Consider the following 25729-nt stretch of genomic DNA (forward strand, 5'->3'; position numbering starts at 1 on the left):
CAGGCGGCGAGCGCTTCGGCCGCCTCGACGGCGGCGCGGCGCAGCCTGCCCTTGATTTCCGCGGCCGCTTCGCGCGTATAAACCAGCGTATACTCGCCGCCGAATACGGCTCCCGTATTCACGCGCCCGGCCAGCCAATCGATGTCCGGCCGCCAGCTGAGCCCTTCCTCGAGCGCATGCTCCCATGCTTCGCGCTCCGTCCCTGCAAGGCCGGCTTCGTCGGCTGCCTTGCGGAGCAAATCCCCCAGATGCCATACGGCAGCCGCCTGGATCTGGCGGTTCAGGTCATCGCGGAACGCTTCTGCGCGCCGCTGCTGCTCCGCAGCCGTCTTGGCGCCCGCGAACAGCAAGCCGGTCTTGAAGCCCGGCTTGCGGCTGTCCAGAAACTCGGCCGCGAGATCGCGCGTGGCGGCCGGCGTCAGGCTGGCGTTGTCCAGCAGCTTGACGATATCGGCCTTCAAGGAGGCTTCCAGGGCAGCCGGCCTGTTGTCCGCTTCCTCCGCCTCGGCCTCGAGGCTCGCGATCCTCTCCGCAAGCACGGCCCTTTCCTCCTCGCTGCCGGCTTCATCCTGAAGCTTCTGCCGCAGCGCCTCCTCCTCTTCGGCGGCCGAGCGCAGCGAAGCCCGGACCAAATGGCGCAGCGAGGCGTCCACGCTCCATTGCGACAGCTCCTCGCGCTCCTCCGCCAATTCCTTCAGCAGCCCTTCGAGGGAAGCGAACTCGCTGCCGGGATGCTCAGGCTCCCTCAGAGACAAGTAAAGTATGCCGGCCGGCTCCAGATGCCAGCTGCGGAAAGCCTCCTCGACGCTGTTCCGGTACTCCTCGAACGGCAGCTCCTCTTCGCGGTGCTTGTCGATCTGGTTGACGATCAGATAGAGCGGCTTGCCCCAATCCTTCAATCCCTTGGCGAACTCGAAGTTGATTTCCGACTGGACATGGTTGTAGTCCATGACGTAGAACACCGCATCGGCCAAATGCAAGGCCGACTCCGTCGCCATCCGGTGCGCATCGTCCGTCGAGTCGATGCCCGGCGTATCCAGAAGAACGGTCGAAGAGCCCAGACGGGGAATCGGATAAACGATATCGACGGAGATGAACTCCTCGCCGTTTTTGCAGTAGTCGTCCAGACGCAGCGGATCCGCCTCGAAGGTCGTCTCCTTGCCGTCTGCAAGCGCCCGGATGATCGCGCGTGCCGGCTTGCCGCTGCGGATGGACACGACATTGGCGCTCGTCGGGATCGGACTGGACGGCAGCAGCTGCTTCCCGCACAGCGCATTCACAAGCGTCGATTTTCCCGCGGAGAAGTGGCCGCAAAAAGCGACCGTAAGCAGCCCGCTCTCCAGCTTGGCGGACAGCTGCTCCGCCCGCTGCGCGTTGCCATCGTCTCCTGCGGAGTCGAATCCGGCCTGCAGGCTGGCCGCAGCCCGGGCCAATGCCGCCTCGCGGTCCGCCGCCGCGGTCCTGTTGCTCTCTTGTAGTCCGTTCATGCTTCTCTCTCCCTGTCTTCCTCTGATCGGAGCGGCCCAAGCTTCGGGCGATCTCCCTATTCGCTATCCGTTGCACAGCCGCGAAGGCAGCTCTTCTGCCCTCATAATGGAGACGAGCACCTCTGCGAGCCTAGGCCGGATACGTCAAACAGCCGCCCTTGAACGCAAGGACGGCTGCTTGTTCACTTGATTCGGAGCATCTCCCTGCTTATACCGCCGGAGCCTCGTCGTCCTCATCCGTCGGAATGCAGATTTCGAACACGTTGCCGTGCTGAAGGATCGTAATGTTGCGCTGCTTCTCGCGCATCACGACAACTTCAGGCTTCTGGCGCATGCGCTCCAGGTATTGGGCAGGCAGATCGCCGGAGCCGCTCACCGTTACGCCTTCGATGACGAGATCCTCGTTCTCTCCCGGAGGAGATTCCATGACCTGCTCGTAAATATCGGAGAACAGGCCAAAATCATTCGTGAATACGCTGATGCATTTCATCGTTTCATCATCCTTTGCTCAGGGGGTTGGAAGCGGCGGCTCGCTTGTTCGAAGCCGCTGCGGATTTCGTTGTCGTGCACGCAGCTTTCATTCGGCGCTGGCCTTCCTTGCACATGTCGAGCAGCGGGCAGATGTCGCATTTCGGCTGCTGCGCCTTGCAGTGGTACCGGCCGAAGAAGATGAACCGATGATGCGTTAGCGTCCATTCCTCCCGGGGAACTTTGCGCATCAGCTTCTTCTCGACTTCAAGGACGCTATCCTCTTGCTTGGCCAAGCCGAGACGCTTTGATACCCGTTCGACATGAGTATCGACCGCGATGGCGGGAACGCCGAATGCATTGGAGACGACGACATTGGCCGTCTTCCTCCCGACGCCGGGAAGCTCGGTCAGCTGGTCATGCTGCTCGGGGATTTCCCCTCCGTAGCGCTCCAGCACGATCCGGCACAGCTTCTGGATGTTGGCCGCCTTGTTGCGGAACAGTCCGATGCGCCGGATATCCTGCTGCAGCTCCTCCAGATCGACGGCCAGGTAATCCTCGGGCGTGCGGTATTTCTGGAACAAGTCTGCCGTCACCCGGTTCACGGTCTCGTCCGTGCACTGGGCCGACAGCAGGACGGCAATCGTCAACTCGAACGGATTGGCATGGTTCAACTCGCAATGGGCATCCGGGAACATCTCGGCCATCGTGTCCAGAATGCGCCGCATCTTATCCGAAGCCTTCATGGTCATTAACTCTCCCTAGTTGCACTATCGTTCAAAGTTTAGCGAATATCCACGCTCCATGCAACCGGAAATCACCCCTATGGACGAAAAAAAGACCCCGCGAGGGGTCTTTTTTTCAATAATTCATCAAACCGCCATGAGCGTCATGCCTTGGCAGCCTCGAGCAGCTTGCCTTCGAACAGATACAGAACGATGCTGTCCCCGTCCTTGAGCGACTCGGCTGCAACCGGCTGGCCGCCCGCCGTAATCAGCGTGGACGACGTATATGCAAAGCGGTAATCGTTGTCGTTGACGCCCGATTTCCTCATCAGAAGCTGGCCGGCTGCGGCATCCACCTTCCAGAATGTTTTGGCCACTCCGGCATTGACCGTGACGACGACCGCACCGTCGGCATTTTTCTTCACTTCAACGCGGTCTCCTGCAGCCAGAGCCGCAGCGCTCGATCCCGCGCTTCCTCCTTTGACGATGGAGAAGCCGCTTCCGAGCGGAAGCGTCTGGCTTGAGCCGCCGTATTCCTGCAGCGTGATGGAGTCGGCAGAGGCCGCAGCGATTTTGCCGTACGTCACTTTGACGAGCGAGATGGCTGTCGGCGTGCTGCCTGCATAAGTCACGTTGACCGTCTGTCCCGCCGCGAAGCCTGTGAATGCCAGAGCGCTTCCGTCCGTTCCTTTGAGGACAAGGCTGCCGGCAGCGACCGTCGTCCGGCTTCCGTCGGCTGCTTGCAGCGAGAGCGCTTTGGCTGCCGGGTCGACCGTCGTGATCTTATACTGGACATTCTGGTTGACGCGCAGCGCAGCCGCCTTGGTCTGGCTGGCGTCGAGGAGCGCCGTCACCCGCATGCCGTTCTTGATGTCGGCTATGCCGGTTCCGCTGCGGCCGTACCACTCCACTCCGAGAGAATCGAATGGAAGCGTCACCGACGAGCCGTCATCCAGCGACAAGGCAAGCGTCTTGGTGGCCGTATTCAACAGAACGACGGAGCCGGTATATTGGTAGACGACCCGCACGAGCATCGCATCGCTGCCGGAATAACCGACCGTAACCCGTTGTCCTTGACGGAGCAGAGGCGCGGCCGAGGCCAGATTGAGCGTCGTTCCGTTCATTTCGAACTTGGTCTTGTCCGACAACTGCAAGGCGGCCAGCTTGCCGTTCGTTCCCTTGACCGTCAATGCCTTCTGATCGCTGCTGTAGCTGAGGATCTCCGCTCCCGTCAGCGTGCTGAGCGAGCGGTTCGTCACCTTGATGCTCGTCACCTTGCCTCCGGCATCGAGGGCAAGCTCAAGCTGGTCGTCCTTGTACAGATCGCCCAGCACCGGCTGCTCCACACCCGGAATGACCAGAGTGACCGATTCGGACAAATAGTTGGACTGCAGCGAATTGCCTGCCAGCACCGTCAGGATGCCGTCGCTGATGTTGCTGAACTTTCCTTGGACGGATGCGCTTCCTGCCGTCGTCACCTTGACGGATACGAGCACGCTGTCCTTCACTGTATAGGTGACGGCATCGCCCGCCTTCAATCCGGAGAGGCCCCCTTCGAGCACTCTGCCGTCCCAGCCGATGACGGCAAGGCTGGAAGAAGCCGTCCATGTCTCGTCGGCTCCGGCGGCCGTCTTGAGGCTCAGCGCGCCGTTGCCGGCCGCAGCCACGGTTCCGGAGCCGTCCTTCGATACCGGCGCCGACTTCACGATGACTTCAAGCGCCAGCGGCTTGTCCCGGAAGGCATCCTCCTTCACCTGAACCTGGCTGTCCACCGTCAGATCGGCCAGTCCCAGCTTCGTTCCGTCCATTTTTTTGACGACCAGAGAAGAATCGTACTGGACTTCGACCGGATTGTCGCCGACCCACAGCCAGATCTTGTTCTGCGCCGCCACGACTCTCGACACGGCGCCTTCGATCGTCTTGACCTGCTGGTCCGGATCGGTCTGTTCAACGTAGAGCGCATCCATCCCTCCGCCCAAAATGCGGACATGCGTATACAGCGTCAGCTCCGAGGACGATTTGAGCGAAGCATCCGAATCGAAGCGGTAGAAGCGGGAATCCGCCGCCAGATTGAACGTTTGTAATCCTTGATCGGTATACACCGATACGCTGGCCCCGTTGATCGCCGTGAGGATGCCGCCGGTTTCGCCCGGGTAAGCGACAGGAGCGACCTGCTGCGACCTGCTGAACAGCGTGGCCGCCTGCGCCCGGTTGACGGCTGCCGCCGGCTGGAACTGCGTCGGCGTGACGCCCGTGACCATGCCGAGCGAGCCTGCTGCATTGATGTATCCGACATAACCGGCGCCGATCGAAGCTCCGTCCTGGAAAGCGGATGCTCGGGAAGCAAGCTCCTGCGCCAGGCTTGTCTTGCCTGCGGCCCTCACGATGAGCTTCGTCAGCCACTCGCGCGATGCGGGAGAGCTTCCCCATTCGCCTTTGGCGGATTCCGCCGTTTTGAACTCCGCCGTTTCCTCGAGCAGGCCAAGCTTGATGGCCAGCGCTATGTAAGGCTTATAGTAATTGTTCACCTTGAACGATTCCGGGAAGATGACCGCCTGCTGCAGGTCGGCTTCCTTTTCCTTGCCCATGAACCGCAGAGCCATCACGACCGCTTCTTGGCGGCTTACGTTGGCTGCAGGTCTGAAATTGCCGTTTTCTCCCACGATGATTCCCTGCAGGGCAAGCTTGACGATGCTCTTTTCCGCCCAATGGCCTGGTTTGACATCGGCAAAAAACGATGATTGCGCGGTTGCAGATACTGCCGTCCCCCCTGAAGCAGAAGAAGCCGCTGCAGCTGCAGCGGCCGGTCCTCCTGCTAGGAGGGAGAGGGCGATCATGCCCGTAGCGATATGATAGGATGGCGAACGATGCATTTCCCGTCTCTCCCTTAGCATCAAGTATGGATGATCGATTATGGATTGCTTTTCTTCATCGGATGTTCAAGCTCCATATGCCCCATGAGCGTTTCGGCAGCCTTGCCGTCCACCAGAAGATCGAAGGTTTGAACCTCATCGAACTGGAATACGGTTTTGCGGATCGCCTCAAGCGCGAATTCCTCGCCGGCTCCTCCGAGACGCGACTCGTCCGGAATGTGGATATCGGCGGTTGCCGCACCTTCTTTGAGCGTCACCTTTTTGAACTGAACTCCCTTCCACAGGGAGATCGTTCCTTCGCGGTCGTCTCCGGCCAGCGCTTCCAGAGCGGCTTCAAGCTTCTCCTCGGCGCTGCCGTAGCTGATCTCGGCCTTGACGGCCTTCAGCTCCAGCAGCTGATCGTCGGTCTGATAGACCGAGATTTCCTTCTTCACCTTGTCGGACTCCTTGACGGAACCCTTGCCGCCTGCTGCGCTCGAGCCCACGCCGCTGCCCTCGGCAGCTGCCGGCGATGGAGCAGGGGCTGCGGATGGCGATGGAGAGACCACAGCCGGCTCGGATGCTCCCGCATTGCCGGAAGCTCCAGCGGCCGGGCCGGCCGTTTCCCTTGCTCCGCAAGCCGACAGGCTCAGAGCGATCGCGGCGGCGGTCAAGAGCACCGCTGTCTTGTTCATGCGTCGATTCATAGGCGCTCAAGCCTCCTCAGCTCAATTTCAAATATTCCTTGATGCCGTCTACCAAAGCTTGTGCAATCTCGTTCTGCTTCTGCTCGTTGAACAGAATCGCTTCATCCTTCGAATTCGTCAGGAATCCGGATTCCGTCAGGATGGCGGGCATGGTCGTCTTCTTGATGACGACGAATCCGGCTGTCTGGACCTTGCGGTCCGGCAGTCCCGTAGCCGCCAGAAGATGTTTATGGACGATGTCGGCGAACGTCTTGCTGTCCGCCCGGTTGTAGTAGGTTTCGGTGCCGGAGGCTGAAGACCCCGGCAGGGCATTCGCGTGAATGGAGATGAACAGGTCGGCGTTCAGCCTGTTGGCGATTGCGGCCCTCTCGTCCAGCGCGATGAACGTATCGTCCGAGCGGGTCAGGATCGGCTGGATGCGAGGCTCGGCCTTCAGCAGGGCATTCACTTTGAGAGCGATGGCCAGGTTGAAGGATTTCTCGGTCTTCTTGCTGATTCCGATCGCTCCCGGATCATGGGCTCCGTGGCCCGCGTCGACGACAACTTTGAAAATCTTGTCCCCCGAAGGAGTCGTCGGCGTCGTCGGCACAGGTTCAAGCGCGCCGAGCAGGCTCAGCTGAATCGTGCCCTCGCCTTTGGTTACCGCATACTCGGCAGCAGCCTGAAGATCCCAGACCACCCGCACAGTGGAAGGCTTGTCCGAGTAATAGGAATAGCGGACCTTCGTCAGCAGCTGGCTGTCGACGACCACTTCCCCCATTTTGGCGCTCGTCGCCGTGAAGCCGTTGGCGAAGTCGGCCGCGAACGACGCTGCCGGAATATCCATGACGATCCGGTCCGGTCCCGTCATGAGGAACGGCTGCGCATCGCCGACCGTTCCTGTGTAGGCGATCGTCGTCGTTCCGATTCCGTCGTACTTGATCGACGTGACCAGTCCCGTTGCGTCGGCCGGCGCGGTAGAGCCGCCGCTGCCCGGCGTCGGAGTCGGTGTCGGAGTCTCGCTTCCCGTCCCTCCGCTGCCTGGCGTCGACGTTGGGGTCGGCGTCGGGGTAGGCGTTGGAGCCGGGGATGGCGTTGCGCCGCCCGATCCATTGCCCGAGGAAGCATCGTTCTGATACAGATACACGGACTTGGACGGAGAGTCGTAGTAGACCTCGAGCCCCATGTTCTCGCTGATGAAACGAAGCGGAACCATCGTCGTGCTTGTCGAGCCAGCACCCATAATCTTGGCAGGAGTCGGCAATGCGACCGAAAGGCCGTTTACCGTAGCAATCTTTTTGTTGATGGTCAACTCAATCATGCTTTTGCCGTTATGTATGCTTACCTGCTTTGCCGCCTTGTCCCAATTGACGTCAAAACCCATCCCCTCGGCTACCGTCCGAATCGGAATATACGTCGTATCCTTCTCGATGCGGGGCGCCGATGCCGACTGAAGCTCCTGGCCGTTCAAATACAGCTTGGGAGTCTTCGAGGCGGCGGATGCGGATCCTGCGAACGCGGTTACGAACAGAGCCAAAAACACCAGCATCATTGCAGCTTTCTTCATCATTCACCTCTAGAACCTGGATTGACCCTTCCTTCACGCAGCCGGCGGCTCCGCTGTCATGAAGTCAGGCAGAAAATTAGACGCCGTTCGCCAAGCAAAGTTGCGAAAAAAAGGGAACCTTGCCACCTTTTTTTTCGTCAAAAAGGGTTGACTTTTGAAGGTCCCCTATGATTCATTCCGCGAACCAAACAGGCCGTCCCCTGCCTGGGGACGGCCTGTCGCCGCCTTGAAGCCATGCATGCAGACACCGATGGCGAACCGGCTCCGCTCCAACTATCAATACAATCCCAGGTACTCCTTGATTCCGTCCGCCAGCGCCTGGGCGATCCGGTTCTGGCTCTGCTCGTCGAACAGAACGGCCTCGTCCCTCAGGTTGGTCAGGAATCCCGATTCCGTAAGCACGGCCGGCATCGCCGTTTCCTTGATGACGACATAGGCGGCCGTCTTCACCTTCCGGTCGGGCAAGCCGGTTGCGGCGATGAGATGCTTGTGCACGATATCCGCCAGCGCTTTGCTGTCAGGCCGGTAATAATAGGTTTCCGTTCCCGTAGCGGTGTTCGGTACTTCCAGGGAATTCGCGTGGATCGACAGGAAGAGGTCGGCGCCGAGCCGGTTGGCGAATTCCGCTCGCGGCTTCAAATCGATGGTTGCGTCGTCCGTACGCGTCATGATCGGCTGAATGCGCGGCTCGGCGGCGAGCAGAGCGTTCAGCTTGAGAGCAACCGTCAGATTGAACGTCTTCTCCAGCTTGCCGGATAGGCTTATCGCCCCGGGCGCGCTTCCTCCATGGCCCGCATCGATGACGACCTTATAGATGCGGTCGCCGGAAGGAGTCGCGGGAGCGGAGGGAACTGTCTCCCCCGCCCCCAGCAGGCTCAGCTGGATCAAGCCTTCGGATTTGAGGAGGGTATAAGTGACCGCTGGCGCGACATCCCATACCACCCTGACCGTCGTCGGCTGATCCGTCAAATAGGCATATCTGATTTTGTTCAAGAGAGGTCCGTCCACCGTCAGTTCGCCGGATTGGCTGGAGCCGGCCTGGATGCCGAACGAGTCCGCGAACGAGGAAGCCGGCATATCCAGGACGATCCGGTCCGGACCCGTCATGAGGAACGGTTCCGCTGCCGCAACGGTGCCCTGGTAAGCTATCGTTGTCGTGCCGATTCCGTCATAGAGGATCGAGGTGACGGAGCCTGCGGCAGTCGCGGTCGATCCGGAGCCGCCTCCAGCCTGGCCTGAAGACCCGCTTCCTCCCGGCTGCGAGGAGCCCGGACCGGAAGCCGCCCCGCCTTGAGGAGTGCCGTTCTGGCTGTCCGCCGGAGCCTGCTCTCCCTTTTCAGCCGCATAGGACTGGTATAAGTACACGGATTTGGCTGGAGCGTCGTAATAAACCGTGAGGCCCATATTCTCGCTGACGAAACGGAGCGGCACCATCGTCGACGCGCTTGCCGGCGTCCCCATGATCCGCGCCGGAACCGGAAGCGCAGCCTCCTGGCCGTTCACCAGCGCCGTCTTTTTGTCGATCGTGAGCTCTATGGCGCTCATGCCGTTATGGATGCCGACTTTTTTGGAAGACTTGTCCCAATCGACGTCAAAGCCCATTCCTTCGGCGACCGTCCGGATGGGAATATAGGTCGTATCCTTTTCTATCCTGGGACCGGCCGATTTCAGCTCCGTTCCGTCCAAATAGAGCTTGGGAGCTTTCGCCGCAGCGGAGGAATGTCCCGGAACCGATGCCAGGAGCATGGCTGCCAGCGCCAGCAGCGTTGCTGTTTTCTTCATCTTCCACCTCATGTATCTGGATTGTCCTTCAAGCCTGCTGCTTCTATGTCTCGGGCTTGAATGCCGAACAGAGAAGTAGACGCATTCCATCGGATAATGTTGCAAATTCTGGGTCCATTCGCCAATTTTTTATTTCTTCTCTTTCCAGGCAGAGGCTTTCTCTTTTCGACGGGGGTCAGAAATGGAGAACAGCGTCCATAATGAGGGGCAAATGGTCGGAAGCCTCCCTTTCCGTCCAGGCCTGCACCGATGTCTCTCCCCATCGGGCCGAATGGTTGAGGAGCAAGTAATCAATTTGGCAGAGCGGCTTGGTTGAAGGATAAGTCGGAATTCCCAGTCCTCCCGGAGCGGCCCTCCATTCGCCGTTCTGCAGCTCCTGCAGCACGCTGCTGCCTGGCATGGCGTTGAAGTCTCCCCCCAGCACAGCGGGAGCTCCGTGCCACAGCTTGGAGACTTGCCGTATTGACAGCGCGGAATCCAGCTGGCAGCGCTCGCTGCCGTAATCCAAATGGGTTGCGATCAAATGAAGCTCTTGCCGGGCCTCCGGGTCGGATGAAAGCTCCGCCCTGCACACCAGCGCGGAGCGGGGCTCCTCCCCGGGCAGCTCCAGCAGCGCCAGCCGCCGAAGCGGATAGCGCGACAGGATTCCGTTCCCGTATTCGCCGCCATCCAGATCGATGGACCGGCCGAATTCTGCATGAGGGAGACCCGTCAGCTCTGCCAGTCGCTTGATCTGGTCGGCTCCGCCGCTCCTGGACACGAATCGGTCCACTTCTTGAAGAAAAACGACATCCGGGCCGGCATCGGCAATGACGGCTGCCGTCCGCTCGATGTCTATCGATGCGTCCATTCCCATTCCATGCTGGATATTGTAGGTCATGAAGCGGATGGCGAGGCTCTCGGCTGCTGTCTCCGGCAAGATGACGATCCCTCCTTAGTTGAGTTTTATGTTTGTTCTACTGGCCACGCTTCCCGGTATTTATAGTAGAATAAGTTGAATCAGACAAGGAGAAAGGAAATGGAAATGAAATCATTTTACGAAAAGCTGTTTCAGAACTACTGGAATCCCTATCTCGTCATGGCGCTGGCCGGCGTTCTCAGCGCGCTGTATTTTGGAATCACGCATACGGTGTGGGCGGTCACGGGCGAGTTCACGCGGCTCGCAGGGCATGTGATGGCGCTGTTCGGGGCCGATGTCTCGAACTGGGCCTACTTCAACCTTATCGGCATGAAAGGGACAACCTTTACCCGCACCGACGGCTGGATCGTATGGGGGATGTTCGCCGGCGCCCTCATTATGGTGCTTCTGAACAGCAACTTCAAAATTACCGTGCCTCGGCAAAAACGCCGCTGGCTGCAGGCGTTTGCCGGCGGCATCGTAGCCGGATTCGGAGCCCGGCTGGCGCTCGGCTGCAACCTGGCCGCCTTTTTCACCGGCGTGCCCCAATTCTCGCTCCATGCCTGGATGTTCATGATCGCCACGGCTGGCGGCACCTTCCTGGGAGCCAAGCTGGTGGGCATGTCCTGGTGGAAGGGCAAGCCGGTCGTAACGAAAGGCGCGATCGCCCGGAAGGCCGCGAAGCCTTCGGCCGTTCAGCCGATTCTAGGAGGCGCCGCAGCAGCAGGCTATGCGGGCTTGGTCGTTTATTTCTTTGCCAGCGGACATAAGATGCTTGGCGTCGCCGCGCTGTTCGGCGCCCTGTTCGGCATCCTGATCGAACGCGCCCAGATCTGCTTCACCTCGGCGTTCCGCGACTTGTGGATCAGCGGGCGCGCCACGATGACCAAAGCCATCATCGTGGGCATGGCCGTCAGCTCCGTTGCAACGCTCGCCATCATTCTGCTGAACGGCATGGAGCCCATTACGAAGGTAGCCGGGCTGAGCACCCTTGTCGGCGGGATGCTGTTCGGCCTCGGCATCGTCATGGCCGGCGGCTGCGAGACGGGCATGATGTATCGGCTCATGGAAGGCCAGATCGTCTTCCTGCCCGTGTTCATAGGCAACGTCATCGGCGCCGGCGCACTCGCATACGCGTGGGACCATCTCGGCGTCTACAACGCGCTTGTGAAGAGCGGCTCCAAGATCAGCCTCATCGATGCCATGGGGCCGGGAGCGGCGCTTGCAGCAACCTTGATCGTCCTCGCGGCCGCGTTCATCGTCGCCGTGTATTGGCAGAAGCATTACCGGTTCAAAAACGGTTTCAAGAAAGGAGCGGCCGCCCATGTCGCAAAAACAACCGCCAACCGTTGACTATACCCTTGATGTCCGAGGGGAATCCTGTCCTTATCCGGTCATCTATACGCTGGAAACGCTGACCCGGCTCCAGAAGGGCCAGCTGCTGCAGGTGGTAGCCGATTGTCCCGCCTCGTTCCGGAACGTTCCTGAAGAAGTCGTCAAGCATGGCTACAAGATGGAAATGGAGCCGGAAAAAAACGGCCGCGAGCTTGTGTTCTATATCAGGGCTTGACGAGGTCTGCTGCCAGGCTTGTCCGACAGCTTCATCGGTGATTCACAGTAGCTGGAATGGATAGGAAACCGTCTCTCTGGAATGGCAGGCCGCGCAGCCATTCCCATTAGAGCCGGTTTCTTTGCGTCTGCCGAAACAAAAAAAGGACTGTCCCTAGTCATGATATGACGGATGGGACAGCCTCTATGGTCCATAGTCCACGCTTATGCAGGACATTGGTTCCGGTGTCTGCTGGGAATCGCCGAAAGGGTTGTAGTCAATAAGAACGGGCCGTTCATTGACAGACACGGCCTGGCCATTCGGACGCCTCCGGACCGGCTTTAAGCGAATGCGCCTTGGCGTCGCTCCTCGTAAGCGGTGATTTCATCCGCATGCTTGAGTGTCAGGCCGATGTCGTCCAGTCCTTGCAGCAGGAACTGGCGTCTGTGCTCGTCGAGCTCGAACGGAATGCGGAGCCCTTGATTGTCCGCGATCGTCTTGTTCTCCAGATCCACAGTCAGCTCGTAGCCTTCGGTCGCAGCGGTGCGCTTGAACAGCTCCTCGACCTGCTCCTCGCTCAGCTTGATCGGAAGAATGCCGTTCTTGAAGCAGTTGTTGTAGAAGATATCGGCGTAGGAAGGCGCAATGACTACCTTGTAGCCGTAATCCTGGATCGCCCAGGGAGCATGCTCGCGGGAGGAGCCGCAGCCGAAGTTGGCGCGGGAAATCAGCACGGAAGCGCCCTTGTAGCGCGGCTTGTTCGGCTCGAAGTTCGGGTTCACGTTGCCCTCTTCGTCGAATCTCCACTCATAGAACAAATACTGGCCGAAGCCGCTGCGCTCAATGCGCTTCAGGAACTGCTTCGGGATGATGGCGTCGGTATCCACGTTGACGCGGTCGACGGGGGCTACGATGCCCGTAAAGGTCTCAAATGCTTGCATGTTCGGTACTCCCCTTTTCTAGGCAGGCGCCTGACTTCTAGTTCGCCACTTCCTGATTGATCTTCCAGTCGCGCACGTCCGTGAAGCGGCCCTTGATCGCAGCCGCGGCCGCCATGGCAGGGGATACGAGATGCGTGCGTCCGCCGCGTCCCTGACGGCCTTCGAAATTGCGGTTCGACGTCGAGGCGCAGCGCTGTCCCGGCTGCAGCACGTCCGGGTTCATCGCGAGGCACATCGAGCATCCCGCCTCGCGCCACTCGAAGCCGGCTTCCGTAAAGATGGCATCCAGCCCTTCCTTCTCCGCCTGCATCTTGACGCGGCCGGAGCCCGGCACGACGATCGCGGTCACGCGGTCGCTGACCTTGTAGCCCTTGGCGATCTCGGCCGCGGCGCGCAGATCCTCGATGCGGCCGTTCGTGCAGGAGCCGATGAACACATAGTCGATCGGAATCTCCGCCATCGGCGTGCCCGGCTTCAGATCCATGTATTCCAGCGCCTTCTCGGCCGCTTTGCGCTCGTTCTCCGTCGGGAGCTCCGCCGGATTCGGAACGGCAGCCGTAATGTCGGTGCCCATGCCCGGGCTCGTGCCCCAGGTTACTTGCGGTATGAGGGCGTCGACGTCGAACTCGAGCACCGTGTCGTACTCGGCGCCTTCATCGGAAGCCAGGTCGCTCCAGGCGATGACCGCTTTGTCGAAATCCGCCCCTTGAGGCGCGTATTCCCGGCCCCGCAAGTAGTCGAACGTCGTCTGGTCGGGAGCGATCAGTCCGGCGCGGGCGCCTGCCTCGATGCTCATGTTGCAGACGGTCATGCGCTCTTCCATGCTCAGGCTGCGGATGGATTCGCCGGTATACTCCAAAACGTAACCGGTCGCGAAGTCCGTGCCGTACTTGGCGATGAGGCCGAGAATCATATCCTTCGCGGTGACGCCGGGACGGCGGCTTCCGACGAAGCGGATTTCCATCGTCTTGGCCTTGGATTGCTGAAGGCACTGGGTCGCCAGCACATGCTCGACCTCGCTCGTGCCGATGCCGAACGCGAGAGCTCCGAATGCGCCGTGCGTCGACGTATGGCTGTCGCCGCATACGATCGTTTTGCCCGGCCAGGTCAGGCCGATCTCCGGTCCCATGACGTGCACGACGCCTTGGTCGATGTTGTTCAGGTCGAACAGCTTGACGCCGAAATCCTCGCAGTTTTTCGTGAGCGTGTCCACCTGCTGCTTGGAGATCGGATCCTTGATGTTGAAGCGGTCCTTCGTCGGCACGTTGTGGTCCATCGTCGCGAACGTCCGGTCCGGACGGCGCACCTGGCGTCCCGAGAGGCGCAGGCCTTCGAACGCTTGCGGGGAAGTGACCTCATGCACGAGATGCAGATCGATATAGATGATGCTCGGGCTTCCTTCTTCCGAATGGATGACGTGATTGTCCCAGATCTTTTCAAACATTGTACGCTTCGCCATGCGAATCACCCCGTATAAGTTCAGTAGACTGCCATTTCACTGCCGTTAATGATTGAATCCAGCATACCTGCTTTTCCTTGATTGTTCCAAGATATAATATCTATAATAGTTATAGGTATAGATAATAATCAAAGGGGGATGGCAGCAAATGGAGCTCCGCCAGCTGCAATACGTCATTCAAATCGCAAAAGAACTCAATTTTTCCCGGGCCGCCGAAAAGCTCCATATCGCCCAGCCTTCGCTGAGCCAGCAGCTGTCCAAGCTGGAGAAGGAGATCGGCGTCCTGCTCGTCCGCCGCACGACGAACTCCGTCGAGCTTACCCATGCCGGCGAAGTGTTCGTCGACAAAGCCCAATCCATCCTGGGCAGCATTGAGCAGCTGCGGACGGAGATGGAGGATATGGCTCATATGAAACGAGGCCGGCTCGTCATCGGCAGCCTTCCGATCACCGGCTCCCATATCCTCCCTATCGTGCTGCCGGAATTCGGAGCCGCCTATCCGGAGATCGAAATCGTCCTCGTCGAGGACACGACGGCCAAGCTGGAGCAGCTGGCCGCCAGCGGACAGACGGATATCAGCCTCCTGTCGCTGCCTCTGATCGATTCCACGCTCGTCTATCAGCCGCTCATCCGGGAAGAAATCTCCCTTGCCGTTCCGCCCAGCCACCGCCTTGCCGGCGAGAAGGCTCCCGTAAGCCTCGAGACGCTGTCGGAGGAGCCCTTCATCGTGTTGAAAAAAGGCCAGGGCTTCCGCCAGATCGCGCTCGATCTGTGCGCCGGCGCCGGCTTCCAGCCGCGCATCGTCTTTGAAAGCAGCAATATCGAGACCGTGCAATCCCTCGTGGCGGCCGGTATGGGGCTTGCGTTCATCCCGGACATGATCGCCCGCGGAGCGCGCAGCGAATTCATGCCGAGCTATTGCGCCATTCAAGGAAGCCCTTCGAGAACGCTCGTCATCGCCAGCCGGAAGGGACGTTACTTGTCGAAAGCGGCGGAAGCCTTCATCGATACGATGAAGGCTGCGGTGAGCAAGCATTACAAGGAAGGATTCCGTCAGTAGAGGGAAGGCCTGCGGTCTTCGAATACGGGTATCCGAGTGCGCACCTCGTCCACGAGGCCGAGGTCGATGTCGGCCACGAGGAGGGCCTCCTCCTCCCCGCCTTCCACAAGAATCTCACCCCATGGATCGATCACCATCGAATGGCCGAAGAAGACGTCTTTGCCGCTCGCTCCTGTCCGGTTGCAGGCGACCACATACATCTGGTTCTCGATCGCGCGTGCCGTCAGAAGCGTTCTCCAGTGATGCAGGCGCGGATGCGGCCATTCGGCCGGCACGAACAACACCTTGGCGCCCGACAAGGCAAGCTTGCGCGCCAGCTCGGGGAAGCGGATATCGTAGCAGATCATCATGCCGGCCTGCTCATCCTGGAGAGGGAACAGTCCCGGCTCGCTTCCTGCGGACAAATGCTTTTCTTCCTCCATCAGGCGGAAAAGATGGATTTTCGAATAGGAGCCGGTCTCTTGGCCGTCGCGGCCGAACGCGTAGACCGTGTTGTAGACTTCTTCGCCTCGCTTCTCGGCGACCGAGCCGGCGACGACATGGATGCCCGTGCTTCGGCTGAAATCCGAGATCAGCTTGCGTGTCCGGGCTCCGCCTGGATCGGCCAGTTCCTGAATTTGCTGAAGGGCGTAGCCTGTATTCCACATTTCCGGCAGCACGAGCACATCAGGCTTCGGACTCAGCTCCGAAGCCTCGCGCAGTCGCTGTTCGACGAGACGGTAATTGGCTTCGGGATCACCGGCATGCACGGGAATTTGCAGAAGGGCGATGCGAAGTTTGGCAGAAGATTTCTCCATGGGCTGGTACCTCCGGACGCGGCAGGGCCGCCTCAAATTGTCTTTTCTATGATACTTCCTCATGGAAGTCTGTCAAGTTGGACAGCTTAAAGGCATCCCCTTCAACTGGAAGAGACCAATGGAGGTATCCCATGTTCCGACCGTCAAGCCTCGCCGCAATCGCTCTGCTCGCCGTGATGGCCTTTTTTGGCGGGACCGCCTTGGCGGCGGCGCCAGCATCGTCTCTGGAAGCTTCAAAACCGCTTCCTCCCCTATCTTCGGGAGGAGCGCGCCCGGTTCAGATTTTTGATGTAGCGGCCGGCCAGGTCGTCCGAACGCTGGCCAATTCGGCCGAATTCCAGGCCGTTGCCCGGCAATGGCTTCACGATGTCCAAGGAATGTCGCCGAACTTCACGCCGGACGACCGCTGCGGCTACGTGTTCCGGATCCCGCTCAAGGAAGTGCGTAAGGTGCAGCTCGAGAAGGCCGGCTTCGAGGTCCAGGAAGTGTTTCTGTTCTACTGCCGCGGCAAAGAGCCGGAAATGCTGGCCTTCGATTTGAAGAACAAGCCCTATTTGCTTCGCGTCAATACCGATTTGCGGCCTTTCCTAGCCTTGGCGGGCTTCGAGCCCAAGTCCTGATCGAGATATCCGGTTATTCCGGGAAGGATTTCTCGACATGCCGCAGCCTCTCTGATACCATGGCTTCATACAAGCGGCGGCTGCGGCTATGCCGGACCGTCCCGAAGCATATTGAATTGGAGTGACCGCACATGACCAACCCCATCGGCAGCCGCGCGCTGATCGATATTCAGCCTGCCGAGCGGCTGCAAGGGCTGCCTGAACAATTTTTCGCCAAGCTGGTCGGCAAGGCGAACGCCCAGGCGGCCAAAGGCCGCGACGTCATCAACCTGGGCCAAGGCAATCCCGATACGCCGACCCCCTCCCATATCGTGGAAGCGATGCAGAAGGCGTCCGCCGATCCCAAGTATCACAAGTATCCTCCCTTCCGCGGCTTTCCTTTCCTGAAGGAAGCGGTCGCGAAGCGCTATAAGGAGGATTATGGAGTCGAGCTTGATCCCGAAACGGAAGTCGCCATCCTGTTCGGCGGCAAGACCGGGCTCATCGAGATCAGCCAGTGCCTGCTCAATCCCGGCGATCTGTGCCTTGTGCCGGATCCGGGCTACCCCGACTATTGGTCCGGCGTTTCGCTCGCCGGCGCGAGGATGTCGTTCATGCCGCTGCTGGAGAGTCACGCATTCCTACCGGATTACAGCCAGGTATCCGAAGAAGACCGCCGCGACGCCAAGCTCATGTTCATCAACTACCCGAACAATCCGACCGGAGCGGTGGCGACGCCGGAATTCTACAAGCAGACGGTTGAATTCGCCGCCGCGAACGGCATCGTCGTTTCCAGCGACTTCGCTTACGGCGCTCTCGGCTTCGACGGCAAGCGGCCGGTAAGCTTCCTGCAGACTCCCGGCGCCAAAGAGGTCGGAGTCGAATTCTACACCCTCTCCAAAACGTATAACATGGCCGGCTGGCGGGTCGGCTTCGCGCTTGGCAACGCTGCCGTCATTGAGCTGATCAATACGATTCAGGACCACTACTATTGCAGCCTGTTCGGCGGCATCCAGGAAGCCGCTTCCGCCGCCCTGACAGGATCGCAGCAGTCGGTGGCGGAGCTCAACGCCCTCTATCAATCCCGCCGCGAGGCCGTCTTCTCCGCGTTGGACGAAATCGGCTGGAAGGCTGCGCGTCCGGGCGGCTCCTTCTTCTGCTGGCTGCCCGTCCCGGACGGCCATACTTCGGAATCGTTCGCGGACTTGCTTCTGGAGCAGGCCGACGTCGTCGTCGCTCCCGGCATCGGCTTCGGCACGCATGGCGAAGGCTACGTGCGGCTCGGGCTGCTGAGCAGCGAAGAACGGCTGAAGGAAGCGATCCTCCGGATCGGCAAGCTGGGCTTGTTCTCTTAGGGAGGACGGTCCGCCGCTTTACAGCAGCAAAGAGGCATGGTATTCTAAGTGCAACTGAAAACCGACATTCGCAATGAAGGGAACCGCCAGGCGTCACAGCGGCGCGCCAGAGAGTAGCCTCCATCGGCTGGGAGAGGCTATCGTGCCGTATCGCCTGCACCCATCCCGGAGCGGCCGGCGACGAGCCGGACAGCGCCCTCTGTTACAAGGGTCCGGAGTGGGACGGCATTCATGCCGCCCAAGCGAAGGTGGTACCGCGGAAGCATAGGCTTTCGTCCTTTTTGAGGACGGAAGCCTATTTGTTTTTCGCCCAGCTTCAGGTTGATTCACAAGAACTGCACGGATAGACAGGAGGTTCGGGGGATGCCGAAGGAAAGAATCATCGTCAAGATCGGTAGCAGCTCGCTGACGAGCCCCGAGGGCGGACTCAATAAAGAAAACATGGTTTTTTACGCCGGAGAGCTGGGCAAGCTTCATGCTCAGGGCCACGAGGTGCTGCTGGTCACTTCCGGCGCTGTCGCAGCCGGCTTCAGCGTCATCGGGTACAAGTCGCGTCCCAGGCTGCTCCATGAAAAACAGGCGGCCGCAGCCGTCGGCCAGGCGCTGCTCATGCAGGCCTATCAGGAAGCCTTTGCGACCGGAGGCGTCACCTGCGCGCAAGTGCTGCTTACCCGCCACGATTTCAGCAGCCGCGACCGGGGACGCAACGCCATGATGACGATCGAGGAGCTGCTGCGCCAGCGGGCCGTTCCCGTCATCAACGAGAACGACACCGTTTCGACCGACGAGCTGAAGTTCGGGGACAACGACATGCTGTCGGCGCTCGTCGCGAATCTCGTAAAGGCTCGCAAGCTGATCATTGTCACGGACACGGACGGCCTCTATACCGCCGATCCCCGCCATAATCCGGACGCCCGCAAGATCGAGCGCGTCGAGGAAATCACCGGCGAGCTCATGAGCCTGGCCGGAGGCGCCGGCTCCGCCGTCGGCACGGGAGGCATGCGCTCCAAGATCGAGGCGGCCCGCATCGCGATGCGCGGCGGAGTGCCGGCATTCGTCGGACGGGTATCGGAGCCGGGAGATCTGGTGCTCGCGGCCGAGGGACGCGGCAAAGGCACCTATTTCACCTCCCGCGAGCATAGTCTTCCCGTAAAGAAGCAATGGCTCGGGTTCCACTCCATGCCCTCCGGCAGCATCAAGGTCGACGAAGGCGCTTGTAGCGCTCTTGTAGCGGGCGGCAAAAGCCTCCTTCCTGCCGGCGTGACGAATGTCACCGGCGACTTCCACCCCGGCGATGTCATCGAGGTGCAGGACCGGGACGGCTCGCTGGTCGGCCGCGGCATCGTCAATTATGCCGCCTGGCAGCTTCGCGCCGTCGCCGGCCTCGGCTCGGAGGAAGCTAAGCGGCGCATCGACGTGCAGCGGATCGAGGTTATTCATCGCGATGAGTGGATTACGCTGAAATGAACCGTGCCAAATTCGGAACGCTGCGCGGAGCCATCCTCTTGAACGCTGCGCGGGCCGGCCATCCTCCGATCGCTGTTGCTGATGTATTCTCTGAATTTTTTGGGTCAGCGGTCAGAATACATCAGCAAAGGCGAACGCTGGCGCTTCTATGGATTGGCCGACTCGCTACGCTGGGATTATCCGATGGAGGAACCGCTTCGCGGAGACTCAGACGGCCTCTGTCCGCTAGGCTGTCGCGAATTCGACGCCGCTTGACGCGTGTATAACGCTGTTTTGACAAAAGTAACGCAGCATAGCGAAAAAATAACGAAGCTTAACGTGAGTCAACGCGAACTGACTCGCAAGTAACGCCGCTTTACCCGCTGCATGGCCAGCGGAACACTTCAAGCCGACTGTATGCCGCAGCTTCGCACTTCAAGCTGACTGCAAGCGAAGGCAGCATATCTTGGCTGCGCAGCGAGCATAGCGCCACGGCCCGCGCAGTGTGCCAGCCGGATCTGGAGAAGCGACAGCGGTCGCCTTTTCCGGAGGATTCCTTCCCTTGAGCATGAGAATCAGGGAGTTCGACGGGAACAGCGATCGGAAGATCGGCTACACGCGGAGCGGCGCACTTTAAGCCAACTCTACGCGCAGCGGCGCACTTCAAGCGGACTGCAAGCGATGCAGCAAGCAAATCTTGCCTGCGCAGCGAGCATAACACCATGGCCCGCGCAGCGTGCCAGCCGGATCTGGAGAAGCGACAGCGGTCGCCTTTTCCGGAGGATTCCTTCCCTTGACCATGAGAATCAGGGAATCCGACGGGAACAGCGATCGGAAGATCGGCTGCACGCGCAGCGGCGCTCTTCAAGCCGACTGCAAGCGAAGCGGCAGGCGCATCTTGCCCTGCGAAGCGGCAAGCCAATGCAATCCCGAGCTGCAGCCCTAAACTCGAAAGGAGAATGAAACATGACGATAGAGCAAAAAAACGCCGCATCCGAAGCGGCCGTCAAAGCCTCGCTCGCAAAGCAAGCCGCCCGAAAACTGGGCAGCCTGGCCACGGCCGAGAAAAACCGGGCATTGGAGGCGATGGCTGCCTCGCTGATCGCGGAAACGGACAGCATTCTGGAGGCCAATGCCCTGGATCTGGAGCGCGGACGCGAAGCCGGCACCGCCCCTTCCCTGCTCGACCGGCTCGCTCTGAATGCCGAGCGGATCGCAGCGATCGCCCAAGGAGTCCGGGAGGTCATCGCCCTTGGAGACCCCGTCGGACGGACCGTGCAGACGATACAACGCCCGAACGGGCTCCACATCGAGCAGGTGTCCGTGCCGCTCGGCGTCATCGGCATGATCTATGAAGCCCGTCCCAACGTCACGGTGGACGCCGCGGCCCTTTGCCTGAAAACCGGCAACAGCGTCGTTCTTCGCGGAGGAAGCGCCGCCCTCCATACGAACCGGCGCGTCGTGGAAGTGCTCCGCGGAGCGCTGCAAGCGACAGCCGTGCCGCCGGAAGCGCTCCAGCTGATCGAGGACCCGAGCCGCGCATCCGCGGACGCCATGCTCAAGCTGAACGGCCTGCTCGACGTCATCATTCCTCGCGGCGGCGCGGCTCTGATCCGCAATGTCATCGAGAACGCCACCGTGCCCGTCATTGAGACGGGGGCAGGAATCTGCCATACTTATGTCGATGCGGAAGCCGATCAAGCCATGGCGGCCTCCATTGCCGTCAATGCCAAAGCCCAGCGTCCATCCGTCTGCAACTCCATGGAGACGCTGCTCGTCCACGCCCGCTATGCCGAGCACGGCCTGGCTCCTCTGGCTGCGGCGCTTGTCGAAGCCGGAGTCGAGCTGAGAGGCTGCGACGAGGCTCGCCGCTTAGCCGGGAGCACGGTCGAGATGGCGTCGGCCGGAGAAGCCGACTATGCGACGGAGTATAACGACTACATCCTCAACATTCGCGTCGTGGACAGCTTGGACGAGGCGCTGGACCATATTTCGCGGTACGGCACCCGCCATTCCGAGTGCATCGTGACGCCCGATGCCGATGCCGCAGGACGATTTCTGAATGAAGTGGACGCCGCGGCCGTCTATCACAACGCCTCCACCCGTTTCACGGACGGCTTCGAATTCGGCTATGGAGCCGAGATCGGAATCAGTACGCAAAAGCTTCATGTACGGGGACCGATGGGTCTGCCGGCGCTTACATCGACGAAATACCGCATCCAGGGCACCGGCCAGATCAGAGGCTGACAGCCGTCAAGGACCGTTAAGGAGGACGACTAGTTTGAATTCACCATTCCCAACCTCGGCGGGAGCTCCCGCCGCATTCGCCCAGCCGGAAACGCTTAGCTACTGCTTCTTCGGAGCCGGCTCCATGGCCGAAGCCGTCGCCCGCGGCATGATATCCCGCGGACTGTGCGGAGCCTCGCGCATCGGCATGTTCAACCGCAGCGGCGGCTCCAGGCTGACCGAGCTCCGCTCGGCTTACGGCGTTCTGACCGCCGAGACTCCGGAGGAGAAAGAGGCGATGCTGGCCGGCGCAGACGTCATCGTGCTCAGCATGAAACCCAAGGATGCCGAGGAAGCTCTGCGCTCCATCTCCCATCTCATCGACGGCAGCAAGCTGATCGTCTCCCTCATCGCAGGCTTGTCGATCCGCACGATCCAGGCTCTTCTCGGGACGAAAGCCGCCGTCGCCCGAACGATGCCCAACACGTCCAGCACGATCGGCCTCGGCGCGACGGCGCTGAGCTATTCGCCCGAGACGGACACAGAGCAGCGGGCGGCCGTGGAGCAGCTGTTCCGCTCGATCGGCCTCATCACGGTCGTGGAGGAGCGGCTGCTGGAAGCCGTCACCGGCTTGTCAGGTAGCGGACCAGCCTATTTGTATTATATTATGGAAGCCATGATCGAAGCCGGGATGGAAATGGGACTCGACAGCGATTCCTCGCGCGAGCTTACCGTGCAGACCGTGCTCGGCGCCGCCGAAATGATGCGGGCGACCGGCGAGCGGCCGGCCGAGCTGAGGCGCAAGGTGACCAGCCCGAACGGCACGACTCAAGCGGCGATCCAGCTGATGCAGGAGCATCGCGTCGCCGAATTTTTCAAGGCCGGAATGAAAAAGTCCGCGCAGCGTGCGGATGAGATCGGCCGCGAGATCGAAAGGAGCGTTCTTGGTGAACGAGAGCAAACGTAACATCGCCATTCCAGGCATGTGCACCGCCCTTTACCGTGTCCATGACGACAAGGCGGATTTCAGCAAAAAAGCGGACTCCATCGCCGTAGGCTTGACGGTCGGCAGCTGGACCGAGCTTCCCGACGCACGGAAGGCCGAAATGGAAAAGCATCTGGGACGCACGGTCTCCATCGACGTCCATGAGGGCGACGGCACGCCGGGATCGCGCTATGCCGATATCCGGATCGCCTATCCCGACATCAACTTCAGCCGGGACATTCCCGCCCTGCTCGTCACCGTGTTCGGCAAGCTGTCGATGGACGGCCGCGTGCGGCTGCTCGATCTCGATGTGTCCGAGAGCTTCCGAAGCGCCTTCCCCGGACCGAAGTTCGGCATCGAAGGCGTGCGGGAGCTGCTCGGCGTCCATGACCGGCCGCTGCTGATGAGCATTTTCAAGTCGGTCATCGGCCATGACCTGAAAGGACTGGAGGAGCAGTTCTACCAGCAGGCGCTCGGCGGAGTGGATCTCATCAAGGATGATGAAATCCTGTTCGAGAACGAGGAAATCGGCATCCGCCGCCGTGTTGCCGTCTGCATGGAAGCCGCTCGCAGAGCGTCGGAGCATACCGGACAGAAGCTGCTGTATGCCGTCAATCTGACCGGACCGACCTCCAAGCTCGCCGAGCAGGCGCGCACCGCAATCTCGGAAGGCGCCAACGCCCTGCTGTTCAACGTTCTTTCCTACGGCTACGACGTTCTTCACGAGCTGAGCAGCGATCCGGACATCAACGTGCCGATCGCGGCGCATCCCGCGCTGGCGGGCGCTTTCTATCCGTCCCCGCACTATGGAATCTCCGCTTCGCTGCTTCTCGGCAAGCTCATGCGGCTGGCAGGCGCGGACCTGGTTCTCTTCCCGTCACCGTACGGCTCCGTCGTCATGCCGAAGCAGGAGAACATGGCGATCAAGGAAGCGCTGCTTGATCCTGCTCCTCCGGCAAGGACAAGCTTCCCCGTGCCGTCTGCCGGCATCCATCCGGGACTCGTGCCGCTGATTCTGAGAGACTTCGGAAGCGAAGTCGTCGTGAACGCAGGCGGCGGCGTCCATGGCCATCCGATGGGAGCGGCGGCCGGCGGCCGCGCATTCCGCCAGGCGATCGACGCGTCGCTGGAGGGAGTGTCTCTCCAGGAAGCGGCCTCCGCTTCCGGACGAGAAGAGCTTGCCGCTGCCATCAAGGCCTGGGGCGTTCGCGAAGGCTGACTTTCCGTTCCGCCGAAATGGCCGCCCCTTCAAGAGGCGGCCATTTCGGCGTAGAGAAGAAGACAAGCATGTGGTATGCTTTCTTCTTGTACAGGCTTGAAAGGCTTTGCCGTATTTGCCGTGCGAAGCCCATTGCCTGGAGTCGAAAGCAGAGGGCTGCCCGAGGCATCCTTCTCTTCGAGAACAATCCCGCATGAAAGAAGGCTTGTCTTCATGACCTCATCCTTAATCGAATCCGGCTTCCCTGTCTCCTCGAGCGCCGAGGCGGCCCGCAGGCCGGTTATTTTCTGCGACTTCGACGGCACGATAACGGAGAACGACAACATCATCGCCATCATCCGCCGCTTCAATCCCGAAGGCTGGGAACAGATCGCCCAGGATACCATCGACCAGCGCAAGTCGATCAAGCAGGGCGTCGGCGAGATGTTTCGCCTCCTGCCTGCCGCGCTCAAGGACGAGGTGATCGACTACTCGATCTCCAATGCCGTCATTCGCGCCGGCTTCCAGGAACTGCTCGACTACTGCAAGGCGGAGAATATCGAGTTTTTCGTCACGAGCGGAGGCATCGACTTTTTCGTCTATCCGCTGCTGTCCCGCTTCGGCATTCCGGAAGACCACATCTACTGCAACAGCAGCGACTTCAGCGGAGAGAACATCGAGATTGTCTGGCCGCACAGCTGCGATGAGGAATGTCCGAACGGACAGTGCGGCATGTGCAAAACAGCCGTCATCCGCCGCTTCGCGGCCGACAAGCACGACCGGATTCTGATCGGGGACAGCGTGACCGATTTTGAAGGCGCCAAGCTGGCCGATCTCGTCTTCTCCCGCTCCCATCTCACGACCAAATGCCGAGAGCTTGGTCTTCCGCATGTGGAATTCACGACTTTCCACGACGTGGTCGCCAGTCTCAAAGAGCGGCAGCAACTTCAGAAAGCAGGTGAACGGCCATGACCGATTACATGGATTCCCCGATTACACTCGAAGAGAAGCAGAGAGCTTTCGCCGAGCTCTCCGAAGTGAAGGAGCTGTTCGCCGGACGGGGCTGGTTCCCCGGTACGAGCGGCAATCTGTCCGTCCGCGTAGGCGAATTCAATCCGGGGCGCTTCCAGTTCGCCGTCACGGCGAGCGGCAAGGACAAGTCCAAGTCCACGCCGGAAGACTTCCTGCTCGTGGACCAAAACGGAAAGGCCAGCGAAGCGACCTCGCTCAAGCCTTCGGCGGAGACGCTGATCCACTGCGAGATTTACCGTCTCACCGGCTGCGGCGCGATTTTCCATATCCATTCCGTCTACAGCAATCTCGTCTCGGAATATTTCTGGGAGCGCCGGAGCGTTCCGGTTACCGGCGTCGAGCTTATCAAAGGGCTCGGCATTTGGGAGGAAGAGGCGCATATCGACATTCCCATCGTGCCTAACTACGCCGATATTCCCCGCATCGTGCCCGAAGTAACGGATCACTTGAATCCGCGCCTGCCGGGCATCCTGCTGCGCAAGCACGGCATCTACGCCTGGGGAGCAAACGCATTCGAGGCCAAGCGCCATCTGGAGTCGTTCGAGTTTCTGTTCGAATACGTCTACCGCTGGGAACTGCTGAACAAAGGGCGTTCCTAAACCCAAGCCGCATCCGAT

The 25729-nt window shown here is 60.4% G+C and carries 23 protein-coding genes; 12 read left to right on the plus strand and 11 right to left on the minus strand.

Going from position 1 to position 25729, the window contains the following annotated elements:
* The 8 genes from PHU01S_RS04890 to PHU01S_RS04925 form a co-directional block, all read right to left on the minus strand.
* The coding region (locus tag PHU01S_RS04890; protein WP_174806337.1) for a dynamin family protein at positions 1 to 1487 on the minus strand (1487 nt) is incomplete at its 3' end.
* A 208-nt stretch (positions 1488 to 1695) separates the two neighbouring features.
* Positions 1696 to 1977, minus strand: coding sequence for a hypothetical protein (locus PHU01S_RS04895; protein WP_021879354.1), 282 nt, complete (start codon positions 1975 to 1977; stop codon positions 1696 to 1698).
* Positions 1978 to 1984: 7 nt separating this feature from the next.
* Entirely contained in the window at positions 1985 to 2701 is a 717-nt protein-coding gene (gene nth, locus PHU01S_RS04900) for an endonuclease III (protein ID WP_048749349.1), read from the minus strand.
* 143 nt (positions 2702 to 2844) lie between these two features.
* Positions 2845 to 5553 (minus strand): S-layer homology domain-containing protein, encoded by a 2709-nt coding sequence (locus tag PHU01S_RS04905; RefSeq protein WP_164762984.1) that lies wholly within the window; start codon positions 5551 to 5553, stop codon positions 2845 to 2847.
* A 38-nt stretch (positions 5554 to 5591) separates the two neighbouring features.
* Positions 5592 to 6239: a GerMN domain-containing protein gene (locus tag PHU01S_RS04910; RefSeq protein ID WP_021879358.1), complete on the minus strand. Its 648-nt coding sequence runs from the start codon at positions 6237 to 6239 to the stop codon at positions 5592 to 5594.
* A gap of 16 nt (positions 6240 to 6255) precedes the next feature.
* Entirely contained in the window at positions 6256 to 7755 is a 1500-nt protein-coding gene (locus PHU01S_RS04915; protein WP_218032414.1) for an N-acetylmuramoyl-L-alanine amidase, read from the minus strand.
* 306 nt (positions 7756 to 8061) lie between these two features.
* Positions 8062 to 9567 carry an N-acetylmuramoyl-L-alanine amidase gene (locus PHU01S_RS04920; protein ID WP_164762985.1) on the minus strand — a complete coding sequence of 502 codons (1506 nt, stop codon included), beginning with the start codon at positions 9565 to 9567 and terminating at the stop codon, positions 8062 to 8064.
* A gap of 175 nt (positions 9568 to 9742) precedes the next feature.
* Entirely contained in the window at positions 9743 to 10486 is a 744-nt protein-coding gene (locus PHU01S_RS04925; RefSeq protein ID WP_127506484.1) for an endonuclease/exonuclease/phosphatase family protein, read from the minus strand.
* A gap of 105 nt (positions 10487 to 10591) precedes the next feature.
* Here PHU01S_RS04925 and yedE point away from each other — a divergent pair, with 105 nt between their 5' ends.
* Together yedE and yedF are read left to right on the plus strand one after the other, a co-directional pair.
* Complete coding sequence (yedE, locus tag PHU01S_RS04930; protein WP_127506631.1) at positions 10592 to 11818, plus strand: selenium metabolism membrane protein YedE/FdhT; 1227 nt, start codon at positions 10592 to 10594, stop codon at positions 11816 to 11818.
* Complete coding sequence (yedF, locus tag PHU01S_RS04935) at positions 11790 to 12035, plus strand: sulfurtransferase-like selenium metabolism protein YedF (RefSeq protein WP_021879363.1); 246 nt, start codon at positions 11790 to 11792, stop codon at positions 12033 to 12035. Before yedE ends, yedF begins: the two co-directional genes overlap by 29 nt.
* A gap of 320 nt (positions 12036 to 12355) precedes the next feature.
* Here yedF and leuD read toward each other — a convergent pair whose 3' ends face one another.
* Both leuD and leuC read right to left on the minus strand, forming a co-directional pair.
* Positions 12356 to 12955 (minus strand): 3-isopropylmalate dehydratase small subunit, encoded by a 600-nt coding sequence (leuD, locus tag PHU01S_RS04940; protein WP_021879364.1) that lies wholly within the window; start codon positions 12953 to 12955, stop codon positions 12356 to 12358.
* Between the two features lie 37 nt (positions 12956 to 12992).
* The gene (gene leuC / locus PHU01S_RS04945; RefSeq protein WP_049867259.1) at positions 12993 to 14414 is read right to left on the minus strand and encodes a 3-isopropylmalate dehydratase large subunit; all 1422 of its coding nucleotides are present in this window, start codon (positions 14412 to 14414) and stop codon (positions 12993 to 12995) included.
* 148 nt (positions 14415 to 14562) lie between these two features.
* Between leuC and PHU01S_RS04950 the strand changes: the two genes are divergently transcribed.
* Positions 14563 to 15474, plus strand: coding sequence for a LysR family transcriptional regulator (locus tag PHU01S_RS04950; RefSeq protein ID WP_127506486.1), 912 nt, complete (start codon positions 14563 to 14565; stop codon positions 15472 to 15474).
* Here the strand turns inward: PHU01S_RS04950 and PHU01S_RS04955 are convergent.
* On the minus strand, positions 15468 to 16271 hold the full coding sequence (locus PHU01S_RS04955; RefSeq protein ID WP_048749252.1) for a carbon-nitrogen family hydrolase: 804 nt from the start codon (positions 16269 to 16271) through the stop codon (positions 15468 to 15470). The genes PHU01S_RS04950 and PHU01S_RS04955 overlap by 7 nt on opposite strands.
* A 131-nt stretch (positions 16272 to 16402) precedes the next feature.
* Between PHU01S_RS04955 and PHU01S_RS04960 the strand changes: the two genes are divergently transcribed.
* The 9 genes from PHU01S_RS04960 (at position 16403) to mtnB (ending at position 25711) form a co-directional block, all read left to right on the plus strand.
* Complete coding sequence (locus PHU01S_RS04960) at positions 16403 to 16891, plus strand: hypothetical protein (protein ID WP_127506488.1); 489 nt, start codon at positions 16403 to 16405, stop codon at positions 16889 to 16891.
* A 131-nt stretch (positions 16892 to 17022) separates the two neighbouring features.
* Positions 17023 to 18225, plus strand: coding sequence for a pyridoxal phosphate-dependent aminotransferase (locus PHU01S_RS04965; protein WP_049867257.1), 1203 nt, complete (start codon positions 17023 to 17025; stop codon positions 18223 to 18225).
* Between the two features lie 363 nt (positions 18226 to 18588).
* Positions 18589 to 19692, plus strand: a complete 1104-nt coding sequence (gene proB / locus PHU01S_RS04970) for a glutamate 5-kinase (protein ID WP_048749251.1) — start codon at positions 18589 to 18591, stop codon at positions 19690 to 19692.
* A 778-nt stretch (positions 19693 to 20470) separates the two neighbouring features.
* A complete protein-coding gene (locus PHU01S_RS25615; RefSeq protein ID WP_218032415.1) occupies positions 20471 to 20617 on the plus strand; it encodes a hypothetical protein in 147 nt (48 codons plus the stop codon).
* A gap of 20 nt (positions 20618 to 20637) precedes the next feature.
* A complete protein-coding gene (locus PHU01S_RS04975; protein WP_127506490.1) occupies positions 20638 to 21918 on the plus strand; it encodes a glutamate-5-semialdehyde dehydrogenase in 1281 nt (426 codons plus the stop codon).
* Positions 21919 to 21952: 34 nt separating this feature from the next.
* Positions 21953 to 22864 carry a pyrroline-5-carboxylate reductase gene (proC, locus tag PHU01S_RS04980; protein WP_246029150.1) on the plus strand — a complete coding sequence of 304 codons (912 nt, stop codon included), beginning with the start codon at positions 21953 to 21955 and terminating at the stop codon, positions 22862 to 22864.
* A 7-nt stretch (positions 22865 to 22871) separates the two neighbouring features.
* Complete coding sequence (locus tag PHU01S_RS04985; protein WP_127506633.1) at positions 22872 to 24101, plus strand: 2,3-diketo-5-methylthiopentyl-1-phosphate enolase; 1230 nt, start codon at positions 22872 to 22874, stop codon at positions 24099 to 24101.
* Between the two features lie 213 nt (positions 24102 to 24314).
* Positions 24315 to 25052, plus strand: a complete 738-nt coding sequence (locus PHU01S_RS04995; RefSeq protein WP_127506496.1) for a 2-hydroxy-3-keto-5-methylthiopentenyl-1-phosphate phosphatase — start codon at positions 24315 to 24317, stop codon at positions 25050 to 25052.
* On the plus strand, positions 25049 to 25711 hold the full coding sequence (gene mtnB, locus PHU01S_RS05000) for a methylthioribulose 1-phosphate dehydratase (protein ID WP_246029151.1): 663 nt from the start codon (positions 25049 to 25051) through the stop codon (positions 25709 to 25711). Before PHU01S_RS04995 ends, mtnB begins: the two co-directional genes overlap by 4 nt.
* Positions 25712 to 25729: the final 18 nt, after the last annotated feature.

The organism is Paenibacillus humicus NBRC 102415, assembly GCF_004000905.1.
Taxonomy (GTDB): Bacteria; Bacillota; Bacilli; order Paenibacillales; family Paenibacillaceae; genus Paenibacillus_O; species Paenibacillus_O humicus.